Source organism: Mesorhizobium sp. WSM4845 (genome assembly GCF_055811455.1).
In genome coordinates this window covers 20,228-35,283 of the sequence record NZ_JBVVQA010000013.1, presented here as the reverse complement: position 1 = coordinate 35,283, position 15,056 = coordinate 20,228, and the positions used below count along the sequence as shown (strand labels likewise).

The window sequence follows — 15,056 nt, the reverse complement described above, 5'->3', positions numbered from 1 at the left end:
ATCTCGCTCGCCCATCCTCGCCCTCACTTGTCCGGAGCGAAACGAGGATCACCATGGACGACGAAAACGAACGCGCGGCCCGCGCCAAAAAGGGCAGTCCCTTTCTCAGCACAGCCCAAGCAGCCTTCTATATCGGGCTCTCCCAGCGCACCCTGGAAAAGATGCGGCTCACGGGCGGCGGCCCGAAATTCCGCAAGCACGGCCGCTATGTCCGCTACCACATCGACGAACTCGATGGATGGTCGAAAGGACACCCGCAGTACGCCGGTAACGAGGGTGGTGAGGCCGGTTCCGGCCAAGCCGGCCAGGGAGGCCGAGCATGAGCCGGCGCTCTTCCATCCGTCTGATCGGCAGCCGCCTGCGGCGCCTCCAGGCACGCAAAACCATCGCCGCTGCCGTGATTGGACTGACCCTGATCGGCTTCGCCGGCACCGTCAAACCAAGGCCCTGGCTGGTCTGGAACGCCTCGGCCAGCGCGCCCGTCGGCCTCTATCGCCTCGGGTTTGCAGCACCGGCTCGAAGCGATCTGGCGCTCGTCCGCCCGCCAGAATCGCTCGCCGAACTCGCCGCCCAACGCGGCTATCTACCCCGCAACGTGCCGCTGGTAAAACGTCTTGCCGCGCTGCCGGGCGACGATGTCTGCGCCTTCAATGACGCGATCATCATCGAAGGCGAGATCGTCGCGCGACGGCTGGCGAAGGATACCAGAGGCCGCCCGCTGCCATGGTGGAACGGGTGCCGCACGCTCGCCGACAACGAAATCTTCCTGCTCGGCAGCGACGATATTCGGTCATTCGACAGCCGCTATTTCGGGCCGGTGCCGCGCGCAAATGTCGTCGGGAGGCTCGTGCCGCTATGGACCGAGTGACCCTCCTGATGTTCGGCACGATCGCCTTTGCGCCATGCGCCTGTTCCGCCTCGACCGGCGCTGAGCCGGTCGCCATCTCCCAAATTCCGCACCTTCAAAGGTGGCAGGAGTTCACAGACGAAGCAAGCAGACGTTTCCGTATTCCTCAGGCCTGGATTTACGCCGTCATGGATGCCGAAAGCGGCGGCAAGACCATGCTCGACGGCCTCCCAATTACCTCACGCGCGGGCGCAATGGGCCTCATGCAGGTGATGCCGGAAACGTATCAAGACATGCGTGCCGAATACGGTCTGGGAGCCGATCCGCACGATCCGCGTGACAATATTCTCGCCGGAACCGCCTATCTCAGCGCCATGTTTGACCGCTTCGGATTCCCGGGCCTGTTTGCCGCCTACAACGCAGGACCCGAGCGCTACGAAGAGCATTTGAAGCGTGGGAAGCCGCTGCCCAAGGAGACCGTTGCCTATCTCAAACAGCTCAGAAGGACGGGGATTTCGGCGGACGACATTGATCAATTCGAAGGGGACTCAAAGGCGCCAAACAGCCAAAACGCTCCCTCCGGCCGCTCGCTCTTCTTCCTTCGTAACGGCGTTCGCGCCGGCGAAGCGAAAGGCGATCTCTTTGTGCCGCTGCGCGTCAATCGCGCTCGGACGAAACTGAATGGCGGGTGACTCGGCGAGCGGGGCGGTTTTGCGGCGAAAGAGCGGGTGAGGAAGCCGGAAAGCGGAAGGGCGGCGTAAGGCAAGATAAAGGCATTGCCTCCAGGAGGCGGCGAAGTGTTTGTCTGCACATCGTTTTTCCCGGAGGCTGCTGGCAGAGCCGGGAGTGTGGAACACGCAAGTATCTGACACTGCTTGAGATTTCTGGGAGGCCACGATGCAGGATGACGAATTCAGGCCGAAGCTCGGCAGAATAGGCTCGCGCGGCTCGAAGGCAGGCAAACGCTTCGCCAGCCAGGTCCAGGCGGCGATCAACAGAGCCGGCGGCCGGCCCCAGCGCGGCGGCCGCTTTAACGGCAGCCGGGCAGGGCGCGGCGGAGCGGCCGCCGCGCTGCTGAAATCACGCGACAGGTATGCTGCCTTCCGGCAGCGGCGGGTGGTGGTCAAGGCGCGCGTCGTCAAGCTGGCCGGCAAGGGCGCGGACGGAGCGCGTGCGCATCTGCGCTACATCCAGCGCGACGGTGTCACCAGGCAAGGTGCGCCTGGCGAGCTGTACGGTGCCGATAGCGACCGCGTCGACGGTAAGGCGTTTGTCGATCGCGCAGATGGCGACCGGCATCAATTCCGCTTCATCGTCGCACCCGAAGACGGCATCCAGTATGATGACCTGAAGCCACTCACGCGCCGGCTCATGGCGCAGATGGAGGAGGATCTCGGCACGAAGCTCGACTGGGTTGCCGTCGATCATTTCAACACCGGCCACCCGCACACCCATATCATCGTCCGTGGCAAGGACGACCGCGGCGAGAACCTCGTCGTCGCGCGGGAATATATCTCAAGCGGAATCCGCGAACGGACCGCCGAGCTGGTCAGCCTCGATCTCGGTCCACGAACCGATCGCGAGATCGAGCACCGCCTGCGCCAGGAAATGGAGCAGGAGCGCTTCACCAGAATCGACCGGCAGCTGCTCAGCATGCGCGACAGCGACGGACTGGTTTCTCCCGTCGGCCGCGACGCCTTTCGACAGACCCTGCATCAGGGCCGCCTGCGCAAACTCGGACGGATGGGTCTGGCCGAGGAGATCAGCTCCGGCCGCTGGCGCCTCGACGATGAGCTCGAAGCGACACTGCAGCGCATCGGCGAGCGCGGTGACATAATCAAGACGATGCACCGAGACATTGCGGGTAGAGGACTATCCCGAAGTGCAGCCGACCGTGTGATCCACGATCAATCCGGGCAGCTCGCGCAACCTTTCGTTGGCCGCCTTGTGGCGCGCGGGCTTGCCGACGAGATCAACGACCGCCACTACCTCATAGTGGATGGGGTGGACGGGAAAAGCCACTACATCGATGTCGGCAAAGGCGAGGCCACCGAACCGACGCCCGACGGCTGCATCGTCCGTGTCACGCCGAGAAACACCGGGCCGAGGCAGGTTGACCGCACCGTCGTCGAGATCGCTGCCGTCCATGGCGGGCGCTACAATGTTGATATCCACCTGAAGCATGATCCGTCTGCCAGCGAACGTTTCGCTGAAACCCATGTGCGTCGTCTGGAAGCCATTCGCCGCGAAACCGGCACTGTCAGGCGCGAAGCCGACGGCACATGGATCATCGCGCCGAACCATCTCGACCAAGTCGCCGACTACGAGCGCAAGCGAGCCATGGCTGTGCCTGTTGTCGTCGACAAGCTCTCATCAATGCCGCTGGATCAGCAAATCGGGTTCGACGGTGCCACCTGGATCGACCGGGAAATGGTTTCCGATTCACCGGAGGCCCTGCGCAACTCCGGCTTTGGCCGTGACGTGCGGGAGGCGCAAGCCCGCAGGCGGCAATGGCTGATTGCTCAGGGTCTCGCGCATGAAGAGCAGGACCGCACCGTCTATCGCGCCAACATGATTTCGATCCTCCGCCAGCGTGAACTGAACCGTGTTGCCGGTCAGCTCTCGGAAGAGCTCGGTCTGTCCTATGCTGAAGTGCGACCCGGAGACCGGGTACAAGGCACTCTCCGCCGCTCAGTTGAGCTCGTCAGCGGCAAATACGCCCTTATCGAGAAATCGCGCGAGTTTGTGCTCGTCCCGTGGCGGCCGGTGCTCGAGCGGCATGTCGGCAAAGAGATTTCTGGCATAGTGCAGCGAGACGGTATCTCCTGGAACATCGGTCGGCAAAGGAGTGGGCCTAGCGTTTCATAACTTGTGTGGCAGCCATGCGTGAGTGCGGTGTGCCTTGGACGGGCCCGGCAAGAGATCGGCCAAGGCGCTCCGAGAGCGTGAGTGCCGCTCTGGTAGGTCTATCGGACCAACGACAGCGCGCCCGTGGCCAATTGCGATCCCATTCTAACTAAGATGCTCGGGCTCGCGCCAGATCGCCGTTAAGCTTGCCGGAGCTCGCGCAAACGTCGAGGACATTTGCTGAACCAGCTCGACAAAAAACAAGGGATCGAGCTCCTCCCGGCTGCTGTCGCTGTGCCCTTCCACATGGCATGAGGATAAGGGCATTCCGAGCAACGAGTCCGCCTCCCCTTCAATGGCTCGCGAACGATTATCTGACGAGGTCGAGCAGTTTGGCCATGCGCTTCGAGCATCAGAGTATCGCCGCTTTCCAAGCTGATCGGTGGACGAGGTGAACCGCTCTTATGCTCGGAAAAGGCGAGGCTCGTTGCAACGATGGGTGTAACGATGTCGACATCGGCGATAAACGTTACGAGCATCGTTGGCTGTGGGCGAGCATTATGCTTCCGTCCCAATTCGGGAGGGAGCCATGAGCAGCCCCAACACCTCGAAGATTGGCCTCGCCTACTCAAAAGACCGCGACCGTGCGCAGCCGATTCATAACCCAGCAACGGCACATAAAAACGAACTGCTGCTGCGCATGTCTCCGGCCGACCCGCAATTGCTCAGCCCACACCTTCACCGCAGCTATCTGCCATTGAGAACCCAACTCGAAACCGCAAACGCCCCTATAGAGGCTGTCTACTTCTTTGAGATGGGGATCGGCCCGGTGGTGGCGAAACTCCGGCCGGAGCTCGACGCCGAAGTTGTCGTCATCGGTTTCGAGGGCACGAACCGGCTCGGCGTTGATCATGGGTGTGTCGGTAGCTTTTCAAGTAGTCCGGTTTTTGTAGCACATCAGCTGTCCGTTTTGGGTTGATGGCGAAGCCCGGATGAAAGCGGAAGAACACCCGGGGCCGCTTGCTGGTTCAGGTGACTGCCACGGCAGGCTCCTGCGCATGTGCTTATCGCTGCCCTTGCGTCGTTTCCGGTGAAGCGCCGACCTCGTGTCGAGACGCAGTCAAGGTTGGTCGCCGCGCTGCCGAGGGCGCCGGCTGCGACGCTTCCAGGCCACGCCTTGAGGGGCGTCGAGCCGCCGGCCGGGATGTCAGTGTGCCGATGGAAGTCAGGATCGTTGCCACGCGCTGTTTGGCATTGTCAGAACTGATGAGTTTGGCGCAAGTTCCAGACGGACGACAGTGCGCGTGAGCAAACATGCAGGAGTTTGCCAAGGCGGCCAGCAAGGCAGTCGAACAGGCAAAGGGAAGGTCCAGGTGACTGCATCCCTCAGCGGCGACGAAGACGTCCGCCATGCCTCTCTGCAGGGTTTCTGAGATGACGAGTAGCCCGCCGCTTCGATCTGATGAGTTCAAGCAGCTCAGCCTCATCCGCGTCAGCCTCTTCTTCCAACGCGACCAAAATATCCAGGGCGAGATTGTCGGCCTCCAACGATGAGCGGGCGATATGCTCGTCACTGCATATCTGGTCGAATACCCGTTGGCATAGATCGAGATCGGCAGGGTATAGACCGGCCCGTTTGAACGGCATTTTGAAAACCCCTAAGCATTGTAGCAGTCAATGGATCTAAGGGCCGTTAACTGGGCGAGTCAACAGCATGTAAAAAGCGGACATTGCGATGATCGTTACGCCTCAGCCGACTACGGAAACTCATCCCAACTGGCGGTTGGTGGACGCAAGCCGGCACCGCGCGTACCGTTTCTCGCTGGTCAACACGTCCTCTTCTATCCACTGGCTGGATGGCAGCCATCCCAACAATCGATTTTACCTGTTTTACCGAATTCTACTAGGAGGCTCAGCGCCGGGCGGTGCCCTTCGGGTCGGCTGAGGCTACGGGGAAGAATTCGGAGACGATCATGTGCGGGATTGTTGGCATCGTTGGGCATCAGCCGGTGTCGGATCGGTTGGTCGACGCTTTGAAGCGTCTCGAATATCGAGGATATGACTCAGCCGGCGTTGCCACCATCACCGACGGCTCGTTGCACTGCCGGCGCGCCAAGGGCAAGCTCATCAATCTCGAGACGAGGTTGAAGGAAGAGCCGCTGAGTGGCACCATCGGCATCGCACACACGCGCTGGGCAACGCATGGGGCACCGACTGAGCGCAACGCGCACCCGCACTTTACGGACGGTGTGGCCGTCGTTCACAACGGCATTATCGAGAATTTCGCCGAGTTGAAGGACGAACTGGTGGCGGCGGGCGCCGAGTTCCAGACCGACACCGACACCGAGGTCGTCGTGCATCTCTTGGCAAGACACCGCCGGGAGGGCATGGGGCGGGGTGAGGCAATGCACGCCATGCTGAAGCGCGTCAGGGGCGCCTACGCGCTTGCCATTCTCTTCGAGGATGATCCGTCGACCATCATGGCGGCGCGCAATGGACCACCGCTGGCGATCGGTCACGGCGACGGCGAGATGTTCCTGGGCTCCGACGCCATGGCGCTAGCTCCCTTCACAAATGCAATCACATATCTCGTCGACGGCGACTGGGCCGTTATCGGCAAGGCAGGCGCCGATATCTTCGATTTCGATGGCCATCCCGTCGAACGTCCGCGCCAGACTTCCACGGCCGGGGCATACCTGGCCAATAAGGGCAACCGTCGCCACTTCATGGAGAAGGAAATTTACGAGCAGCCCGAGGTCATCGCCCGTGCGCTCGGTCATTACATCAACTTCGAAGGGAATCGCGTCGATGCGGTTTCGAGCATAGATTTCGCCAGCATCCCGAGTCTGGCGATCTCGGCTTGCGGCACCGCCTATCTGGCCGGACTGATCGCAAAATACTGGTTCGAGCGCTATGCGCGCCTGCCAGTCGAAATCGACGTTGCGTCCGAATTCCGCTACCGGGAGATCCCGTTGCCGCCGGAATCGGCGGCTCTTTTCATTTCGCAATCCGGCGAAACCGCCGATACGCTCGCCTCCCTGAGGTACTGCAAGGGGCGTGGGCTGAAAACCGGCGCTGTCGTCAATGCCCGCGAATCGACCATCGCTCGGGAGGCCGACGCGGTCTTCCCGATCCTTGCCGGCCCGGAGATCGGCGTCGCCTCCACGAAGGCTTTCACGTGCCAGCTTGCGGTTCTGGCCACACTCGCCATCGGCGCTGCCAAGGACCGTGGAACGCTAACTGAATATGAGGTGAAGGCGCTCGTCCGGAGCCTTGCCGAAATGCCGGGCGTCATGGGCCGGGTACTGAACAGCATCCAGCCAGATATCGAGCTCCTTTCGCGCGAACTGTCAAAGTGTCATGGTGTCCTGTATCTTGGCCGCGGCACCAGTTTCCCACTGGCGATGGAAGGTGCGCTGAAGCTCAAGGAGATTTCCTACATCCATGCTGAGGGCTATGCGGCTGGCGAATTGAAGCATGGTCCAATTGCATTGATAGACGAGAACATGCCAGTGATCGTCATCGCGCCACATGATCGTTTTTTCAACAAGACCGTCTCCAATATGGAGGAAGCGGCCGCCCGTGGAGGGCGGATTATCCTCATCACCGATGAAAATGGGGCCGCTGCGTCGAAACTCGACACGATGCATACGATCGTGCTGCCGGCCGTCGACGAGATTATCGCGCCGATGATCTTCTCGCTGCCGATACAGCTTCTTGCCTATCATACGGCGGTCTCCATGGGCAAAGATGTCGACCAGCCGCGCAATCTCGCAAAATCGGTCACCGTCGAATGATTGTGACGCGCTCATAGGTGGCATGCGTCCATCGGAAATACACTTCCAAGCATCACCGGCACTTGGATGTCGACGAGACGCAGATCAGGTCCGCGGCCAAGTGGACTTATCTCTATTGCTCCACCGAAAGTTTCCAGTCTGAGCGACCCTGCCCATTCCCTCATCGCACCTGGTCGTGCGTAGTGTGCATTTCAGTTCACATCGCGTCGCGCGATGCTTGGCCCCGCATGTCCAGAACTGCGGAGCAAGCCAATGACGCCTACGAAGTTGCTGATTGGGCAGATCGCCGTCGTGTTCGCAATCGTGATACTCGGCGTATGGGCGGCCACGCAGTGGTGCGCCCACATGCTCGGCCATCAACCGCCACTCGGCGCGCCATGGTTAGTCGCGGCTGGCTGGCAGATCTACAAGCCGTGGAAACTGTTCGAATGGTGGTTCCACTTCGACGCTTATGCGCCCGAGGTCTTCGATAAGGCCGGTGCGCTTGCCGGCGCCAGTGGGTTGGTGGGCTGTGCCGCCGCGATCGCCGGCTCGCTCTGGCGCGCGCGACAGCTCGGGTCGGTCACCACATATGGCTCGTCAAGGTGGGCCGCGACTCACGAGATCGAGACGGCAGGGCTGTTTCGGCCGGCCGGCGTTTTCCTAGGCAAGCTGAAGGATCGCTATCTGCGCCATGACGGGCCCGAGCACGTCATGGCCTTTGCCCCAACACGATCAGGCAAGGGCATCGGACTGGTTGTTCCAACTCTTCTGTCCTGGACCGGCTCGGCCGTCATTCACGATATCAAAGGCGAGAACTGGCAGTTGACCTCCGGCTGGCGCTCGAAGTTCTCCTACTGTCTCCTGTTCAATCCGACCGATCCGAGGTCGGCGCGCTATAACCCGCTGCTGGAGGTACGAAAAGGTCCAGATGAGGTCCGCGACGTCCAGAACATCGCCGACATCCTGGTGGATCCGGAAGGCGCGCTGGACCGGCGGAACCACTGGGAGAAAACCAGTCACTCACTCTTGGTCGGCGCCATTTTGCACGTGCTTTACGCCGAAGAGGAAAAGACGCTCGCTCGCGTCGCCACCTTCCTGTCGAACCCGCAACGCTCGTTTGCCGCGACACTACGGCGGATGATGACGACCAACCATCTCGGCGCGGCGGATAAGCCCCAGGTCCATCCTGTCGTGGCCTCGGCAGCTCGCGAGGTGTTGAACAAGTCGGAGAACGAGCGTTCAGGCGTTCTTTCGACCGCCATGTCGTTCCTCGGCCTCTATCGCGATCCTACCGTGGCGGCAGCGACATCAGCCTGCGACTGGCGCATTGCCGACCTCCTGGATGCCGAGCGACCGATGTCACTCTATCTGGTCGTGCCGCCATCGGACATCTCGCGCACGAAGCCGCTGGTGCGACTTGTGCTCAATCAGATCGGCAGGCGTCTGACGGAGCGGCTGGAGGGGGATCCTAAGAAGAGCAGGAAGCATCAACTGCTCATGATGCTGGACGAATTCCCGGCGCTCGGTCGCCTTGATTTCTTCGAAACCGCGCTCGCCTTCATGGCCGGCTATGGCATCCGTGCATATCTGATCGCGCAATCCTTGAACCAGATCTCCAAGGCGTATGGGGACAACAATGCCATTCTCGACAACTGCCATGTGCGGATTGCCTTTTCCTCCAATGACGAGCGCACGGCCAAACGCATTTCGGACGCGCTCGGCACGGCAACGGAGCTGAGGTCCATGCGCAACTATGCCGGCCATCGCTTGGCCCCCTGGCTGTCGCACGTGATGGTTAGCCGCCAGGAGACCGCCCGCCCACTATTGACACCGGGCGAGGTGATGCAGTTGCCGCAAGCCGATGAACTGGTGTTGGTTTCAGGGCTGCCGCCGATCCGGGCAAAGAAGCTGCGCTACTACCAGGATCGAAATTTCACCGAGCGCGTGCTTTCTGCGCCGGTATTGCGCGGCGGCGCTTACGCGGATCGGCCAGTACCGCGCCCGGACTGTTGGATCGGGCAGGTGCGGGGCGTTGACCGCCGTCTTGCTGGCGGCGGCGAAAGCGCGGGCGAGGCAATTGAAGATGAAGGAGGTGTCCAGCAACAGCGACATCCGGGTCTGCCTGAAGAGCATACAGCCGTCACCCTGGAGCCCGATCGGGACGACCTGCTCAAGCCCGCGGACGATGATAGCGAGGCAGTTGCCGACAGGCGCGTGATGGACCGAATTTCCACTGCCGCACGCGCCTATGGCATCAACGAGGGAACGGGCGACAACAAGGACATCGTACCCGGCTTCTGAAAGAAGCTGCCGAAGGCAGAGCGCAAATCAGCGTAGATAACGGCCATAAGCAATTTCGAGGAAGTCGCCGATGCTCGTTCCCGCCCGCGCAACAGCGCTGGGACAGTTGGAACGAGCCACATGAGCCCTCAGCGCATTCGTCATCAGTTTCTGCTCGAACCCGACCTGAGCAAGAAACTGGACGACCTCAACCGCGATCCATCGACGACCAAATCAGCGATCGTGGCGAAGGCAGTCGAGGCCTTTATCGAGCGGCGTGGCGAGAACGAGCTCGACCGGCGCTACGGCGTAAGGCTCGACCGTCTTTCTCGTGACCTCGGTCATGTCAGACGCGACGTCGAGATGATCCTAGAGAGCCTGGCGCTCTTCATTCGCTTTTCCATCACGCTTCATGCTCACACGCCAGTCCCGGACAGGGCGACGCAGGCGATTGCCCAGGAGCGCTTCGACAATTTCGTCGAGCAAGTGGGCCGCCAGATCGCCTCCGGCAAACGGTCGCTTGGGACGGATAATGGCGGGGGAGGGGAAGGATGAGTTCTCATCCGGAGGTCGACCATCGCCATCGTGCCATGTTGCGCACCGCCATGGGCCCGGCAATCGCTGAGGCCCTTGCCGATTCATCTGTTGTCGAGGTGATGGTCAATCCCGACGGTGCGCTGCGGCTCGACCGGCTGGGAGAAGGTCGGGTCGGTACCGGCGTGCATATGCACCCATCCGAGGCGGAACGCATCGTTCGCCTGGTCGCTTCCCATGTGCGTGCCGAGGCGCATGCGGGTAGTCCGATCGTCAGCGCCGAACTGCCCTCGGGCGAGCGCTTCGAGGGGCTGTTGCCGCCAGTCGTTCTGGCGCCATGCTTCGCCATCCGTAAACCGGCCGCAAAACTCTACACGTTGGCCAACTATGTCGCCGACCAAATCATGCTGCCGCTGCAGGCCGATGCGCTGAGGAAGGCCGTGCGCGAGCGGCGCAACATATTGGTCGCAGGCGGCACGTCATCGGGTAAAACCACGCTCGCCAATGCGCTGCTGGTCGAAGTCGCGGAATGCGACGAGCGGGTGATCCTGATCGAAGACACACGCGAGCTGCAGTGCGCTGCCAAGGACTGCGTTGCACTCAGGACAAGACGGGGCTCTGTGACGCTTGCCGATCTCGTACGCTCGACGCTGCGGCTCAGGCCCGACCGCATCGTCGTCGGCGAAGTCCGGGGTGCGGAAGCCCTCGATATGCTGAAGGCATGGAACACTGGCCACCCCGGCGGCATCGCAACGGTTCACGCCAATTCGGCGCGCTCCGCCCTCTACCGGATCGAGCAACTCGCGCAGGAAGCCGTCGTCACTGTACCACGCCGTCTGATCGCCGATGCCATCGATCTGATTGTCTTCATCGCCGGGCGCGGATCCTCGCGCCGCGTTGACGCCATCGCCGAGGTCACCGGTCTCGACGGCAGCGGCGATTACGCCGTCACCCAACTGACGCTCCCGCAACTTCAGCAGTTTTGAAAGGCCAATTCATGTGCAAGAAGCTTCGCTTTCTTTCGTCCACCGCGCTCGTGCTTGTTCTCACGGTCTCAGCCCGCGCAGCAGGCTCCGGCATGCCTTGGGAACAGCCGCTGCAGCAGATCCTGGAGTCTGTACAGGGACCGGTCGCCAAGATTATCGCCGTGATCATCATTATCACCACGGGCTTAACCCTTGCCTTCGGTGACACCGCAGGCGGTTTCCGCCGGCTGATCCAGATCGTCTTCGGGCTGTCGATCGCCTTCGCGGCATCGAGCTTCTTTCTCTCCTTCTTCTCCTTTGGCGGCGGAGCACTCGTCTGATGGCCGCTGGAGAGCAGCATATTGAGGGCTTTGCGGTTCCCGTTCACCGGGCATTGACCGAAGCCATCCTGCTGGGCGGTGCACCGCGAGCGGTGGCGATCCTCAACGGCACGGTGGCCGCAGCTATCGGCCTCGGTTTGCAGCAGTGGATCGCTGGGCTGGTGCTGTGGATTGCCGGCCACACGCTGGCGGTCTTTGCCACAAGACGCGATCCAGACTTCGCCAGCGTGCTCGTTCGTCACCTTCGTCTGAAGGGATGGTTGGCATGCTGAACCTGTCAGAATACCGCAGCAAAGCCGACAAACTTGCGGACCATCTGCCCTGGGCAGCGCTCGTCGCGCCCAGCATCGTGCTCAATAAGGACGGCAGCTTTCAGCGGACCTTACGGTTCCGCGGGCCCGATCTCGAAAGCGCGACGGAAGCAGAACTTGTCGGCATCTGCGCCCGGGCAAACAACGCGTTGAGAAGGCTCGGCTCCGGCTGGGCATTGTTCTTCGAAGCCGAGCGCATAGAGGCGCTCGGCTATCCTAACTCAACCTTTCCCGACGCCGCGTCTTGGCTGGTCGATGAAGAACGACGCGCGGCCTTTGAGGGCAAGGTCGCGCATTACGAGAGCCGCTATCATCTGACTTTGCTGTTCATGCCGCCCCCGGACGCACGGGCGAGGGCTGAAAGCGCGCTCGTTGACGCACACCAATCTGGCGGCGGGAGAGACTGGCCCCAGGAACTGGCGCGGTTTCGCGACGAGACCGACCGGGTCCTCGATCTTTTGTCCGGCTTCATGCCCGAGGTGCGCGTGCTCGACGATGCCGAGACCCTGAGTTACCTGCACGGCACAATCTCGACCCGCCGCCATCCACTCGCTGTCCCGGAAACACCGATGTATCTCGACGGCATCCTGGTCGACGCGCCGCTTACCGGCGGCTTGGAGCCGATGCTCGGCGAACACCATCTTCGCACCCTTACCGTCCTCGGATTCCCGAATCTCACGCGGCCCGGAATTCTCGACGCGTTGAATCATCGGGATTTCGCCTATCGCTGGGTGACGCGCTTCATCCCGCTCGACAAGACGGAAGCCACGAAGACGCTGACACGGTTGCGCCGCCAGTGGTTTGCCAAGCGCAAATCGATCGCGGCCATCCTGCGCGAAGTCATGACCAACGAACCTGTCCCGCTGGTCGACAGCGATGCCGACAACAAGGCGCTCGATGCCGACGCAGCCCTTCAGGCGTTGGGCGGCGACCATGTCGGCTTCGGTTATCTCACCACAACGGTGACAGTGTGGGATGAGGACCATCAAGCCGCCGCGGAGAAACTTCGCGCGGTCGAGCGCATCATCAATGGGCTCGGCTTCACCACCATCCGCGAAAGCGTCAATGCGGTCGAGGCATGGCTCGGCTCGCTGCCTGGTCATATCTATGCCAATATTCGCCAGCCGCTCGTTCACACATTGAACCTTGCGCATCTCATGCCGTTGTCGTCGGTCTGGGCAGGTCCTACGGCGAACGAGCATCTCGCCAAGGTCACCCAGCGAGAGGCCTCGCCACTTCTGTTCGCAGAGACCAACGGGTCGACACCATTCCGGCTATCCACCCATGTCGACGATGTCGGCCACATGCTGATCGTTGGCCCGACCGGCGCCGGCAAATCGGTGCTGCTTGCCCTGATTGCACTGCAGTTCCGGCGCTATGCCGGCGCGCAGGTCTATGTCTTCGACAAAGGCAATTCGGCGCGCGCGGCAGTCCTTGCCACGGGTGGAGAACACCACGCGCTGGGTGCTGACGGTGCGCTCGCCTTCCAGCCCCTGCGCAATATCGGCGACCAGGCTGCCCGCAGTTGGGCAGCCGAGTGGATTGCCGGCCTCATTGCCCATGAGAATGTCACCGTCACGCCGGAGGTGAAGGAGGCAATCTGGTCGGCACTCACCAGCCTTGCCACCGCGCCGGCGCAGGAACGCACGCTGACCGGCCTTTCGGTCCTGCTTCAGTCCAACAGGCTGAAGTCCGCGTTGATGCCCTACACACTCGATGGTCCTTTCGGCCGCCTGCTCGACGCCGATGATGATCGGCTGGCCTTATCGAATGTGCAGTGTTTCGAGACGGAAGAGCTGATGCAGAGCCAAGGCGCTGTGCTGCCTGTGCTCACTTACCTGTTCCATCGTCTTGAAGAGCGGTTCGGTGGACGGCCGACGCTGCTGATGCTCGACGAGGCTTGGGTCTATCTCGACAATCCGCTCTTCGCCGCCCGTATCCGCGAATGGCTGAAGGTGCTCCGAAAGCGGAATGTTTCGGTGATCTTCGCTACGCAATCGCTGGCTGATATCGCGGGCTCTTCGATCGCGCCGGCGATCATCGAGAGCTGCCCCCAGCGCATTTTCCTTCCCAATGATCGTGCTGTGGAACCGCACGCGCGGGCAGCCTACGAGCGCTTCGGCTTGAACGAGCGGCAGATCGAATTGATCGCCCGCGCCACGCCGAAGCGCCACTACTATCTTCAGTCGCGTAGCGGAAATCGTCTCTTCGAGCTCGGGCTTGGCCCCATCACTCTTGCGCTTTGCGGCGCTTCCGATCCGGCGACGCAGACCCTGATCGACAAAATCCAGTCCGAAGACGGGCAAGACAGCTTTGCCTCCCGCTTTCTGAGCGCGCGCGGCCTCGATTGGGCTGCCGAGCTTCTCCAGCAATTCCCTCAACCAGACATGGAGCAATCCTCATGATTGGACGCCGTCTTTTCACCAGCCTGATCACCGTTTCCCTGATCGCCAAGCCAATGGCCGACTATGTGCAGCCGGCCTACGCCCTTATCGTGTTCGATCCATCCAATTATGCGCAGAACGTGCTGACGGCGGCGCGCGCGCTGGAGCAGATCAACAACCAGATCCAGTCGCTGCAGAACCAGGCAACCATGCTGCAGAACATGGCGCGCAATCTTCAGCGTCTGGATTTCTCTTCCGTGGGCCAACTCTCCGGTTCGCTCCATCGCATTGACGGTTTGATGGACCAGGCGAGTGGCCTCAGCTTTGATCTGGGCAAGCTTCAAGACCAGTGGCGCAGCCAATATCCGGAAAGCTACGAGGCCACGATCAAGGTCAGCGATGTGGCAACCGCAGCGCGCGAGCGCTGGCAGAGCGCCATGCAGGCGTTCCGCCAGACCATGCGGGTCCAGTCGCAGATCGTCGAGAACGCCCGCGCCGACGGCGACCTGCTTGCCGATCTCGTCAACCGCAGCCAAGGGGCAGCCGGTGCGCTTCAGGCAAGCCAGGCCACCAACCAGCTGATCGCGCTTTCGACCAAGCAGCAGATGCAGATCCAAACACTGCTCGCGACTCAGTTTCGAGCTGAGGCCGAGGATGCCGCGCGCAAGGCGCAGTCCGAGGAAGCCGCCCGCGAGACAACCAAGCGCTTCCTGGGTACCGGCTCGGCCTATCCCGGCAACTGATCACCAACTCTGACGAGGAAGGCGG

The 15,056-nt window shown here is 61.7% G+C and carries 14 protein-coding genes; 13 read left to right on the top strand and 1 reads right to left on the bottom strand.

Features of this window, described 5'->3' with window-relative positions; all coding sequences use genetic code 11:
* Positions 1–53: 53 nt before the first annotated feature.
* The 5 genes from AC0L2C_RS16490 to AC0L2C_RS16470 all read left to right on the top strand — a co-directional run bounded on the left by AC0L2C_RS16490 (position 54) and on the right by AC0L2C_RS16470 (position 4,673).
* The gene (locus AC0L2C_RS16490; RefSeq protein ID WP_473479475.1) at positions 54–323 is read left to right on the top strand and encodes a helix-turn-helix transcriptional regulator; all 270 of its coding nucleotides are present in this window, start codon (positions 54–56) and stop codon (positions 321–323) included.
* On the top strand, positions 320–868 hold the full coding sequence (locus AC0L2C_RS16485; protein WP_473523863.1) for a S26 family signal peptidase: 549 nt from the start codon (positions 320–322) through the stop codon (positions 866–868). The genes AC0L2C_RS16490 and AC0L2C_RS16485 overlap by 4 nt, the downstream gene beginning before the upstream one ends.
* Positions 856–1,539 carry a lytic transglycosylase domain-containing protein gene (locus tag AC0L2C_RS16480; protein ID WP_473523862.1) on the top strand — a complete coding sequence of 228 codons (684 nt, stop codon included), beginning with the start codon at positions 856–858 and terminating at the stop codon, positions 1,537–1,539. Before AC0L2C_RS16485 ends, AC0L2C_RS16480 begins: the two co-directional genes overlap by 13 nt.
* 205 nt (positions 1,540–1,744) lie before the next feature.
* A complete protein-coding gene (gene rlxS / locus AC0L2C_RS16475; RefSeq protein WP_473523861.1) occupies positions 1,745–3,715 on the top strand; it encodes a relaxase/mobilization nuclease RlxS in 1,971 nt (656 codons plus the stop codon).
* 568 nt (positions 3,716–4,283) lie between these two features.
* Positions 4,284–4,673, top strand: a complete 390-nt coding sequence (locus tag AC0L2C_RS16470) for a hypothetical protein (RefSeq protein ID WP_473523860.1) — start codon at positions 4,284–4,286, stop codon at positions 4,671–4,673.
* A 407-nt stretch (positions 4,674–5,080) separates the two neighbouring features.
* On the opposite strand, the gene AC0L2C_RS16465 is transcribed toward AC0L2C_RS16470, so the two are convergent.
* The gene (locus AC0L2C_RS16465) at positions 5,081–5,341 is read right to left on the bottom strand and encodes a hypothetical protein (RefSeq protein WP_473458200.1); all 261 of its coding nucleotides are present in this window, start codon (positions 5,339–5,341) and stop codon (positions 5,081–5,083) included.
* 326 nt (positions 5,342–5,667) lie between these two features.
* On the opposite strand from AC0L2C_RS16465, the gene glmS reads away from it, so the two are divergent.
* From glmS to trbJ, 8 genes are all read left to right on the top strand, one after another.
* Complete coding sequence (gene glmS, locus AC0L2C_RS16460) at positions 5,668–7,491, top strand: glutamine--fructose-6-phosphate transaminase (isomerizing) (protein WP_473523859.1); 1,824 nt, start codon at positions 5,668–5,670, stop codon at positions 7,489–7,491.
* Between the two features lie 252 nt (positions 7,492–7,743).
* On the top strand, positions 7,744–9,774 hold the full coding sequence (locus AC0L2C_RS16455; protein ID WP_473523858.1) for a conjugal transfer protein TraG: 2,031 nt from the start codon (positions 7,744–7,746) through the stop codon (positions 9,772–9,774).
* A 120-nt stretch (positions 9,775–9,894) separates the two neighbouring features.
* Positions 9,895–10,308 (top strand): CopG family transcriptional regulator, encoded by a 414-nt coding sequence (locus tag AC0L2C_RS16450; protein ID WP_473523857.1) that lies wholly within the window; start codon positions 9,895–9,897, stop codon positions 10,306–10,308.
* Complete coding sequence (trbB, locus tag AC0L2C_RS16445; RefSeq protein WP_473523856.1) at positions 10,305–11,273, top strand: P-type conjugative transfer ATPase TrbB; 969 nt, start codon at positions 10,305–10,307, stop codon at positions 11,271–11,273. Before AC0L2C_RS16450 ends, trbB begins: the two co-directional genes overlap by 4 nt.
* A gap of 11 nt (positions 11,274–11,284) precedes the next feature.
* The gene (locus AC0L2C_RS16440) at positions 11,285–11,593 is read left to right on the top strand and encodes a TrbC/VirB2 family type IV secretion system protein (protein ID WP_008871922.1); all 309 of its coding nucleotides are present in this window, start codon (positions 11,285–11,287) and stop codon (positions 11,591–11,593) included.
* Positions 11,593–11,865, top strand: coding sequence for a VirB3 family type IV secretion system protein (locus tag AC0L2C_RS16435; protein ID WP_473491893.1), 273 nt, complete (start codon positions 11,593–11,595; stop codon positions 11,863–11,865). Before AC0L2C_RS16440 ends, AC0L2C_RS16435 begins: the two co-directional genes overlap by 1 nt.
* A complete protein-coding gene (trbE, locus tag AC0L2C_RS16430) occupies positions 11,859–14,309 on the top strand; it encodes a conjugal transfer protein TrbE (protein ID WP_473523855.1) in 2,451 nt (816 codons plus the stop codon). The genes AC0L2C_RS16435 and trbE overlap by 7 nt, the downstream gene beginning before the upstream one ends.
* The gene (gene trbJ, locus AC0L2C_RS16425; protein ID WP_473523854.1) at positions 14,306–15,031 is read left to right on the top strand and encodes a P-type conjugative transfer protein TrbJ; all 726 of its coding nucleotides are present in this window, start codon (positions 14,306–14,308) and stop codon (positions 15,029–15,031) included. Before trbE ends, trbJ begins: the two co-directional genes overlap by 4 nt.
* Positions 15,032–15,056: the final 25 nt, after the last annotated feature.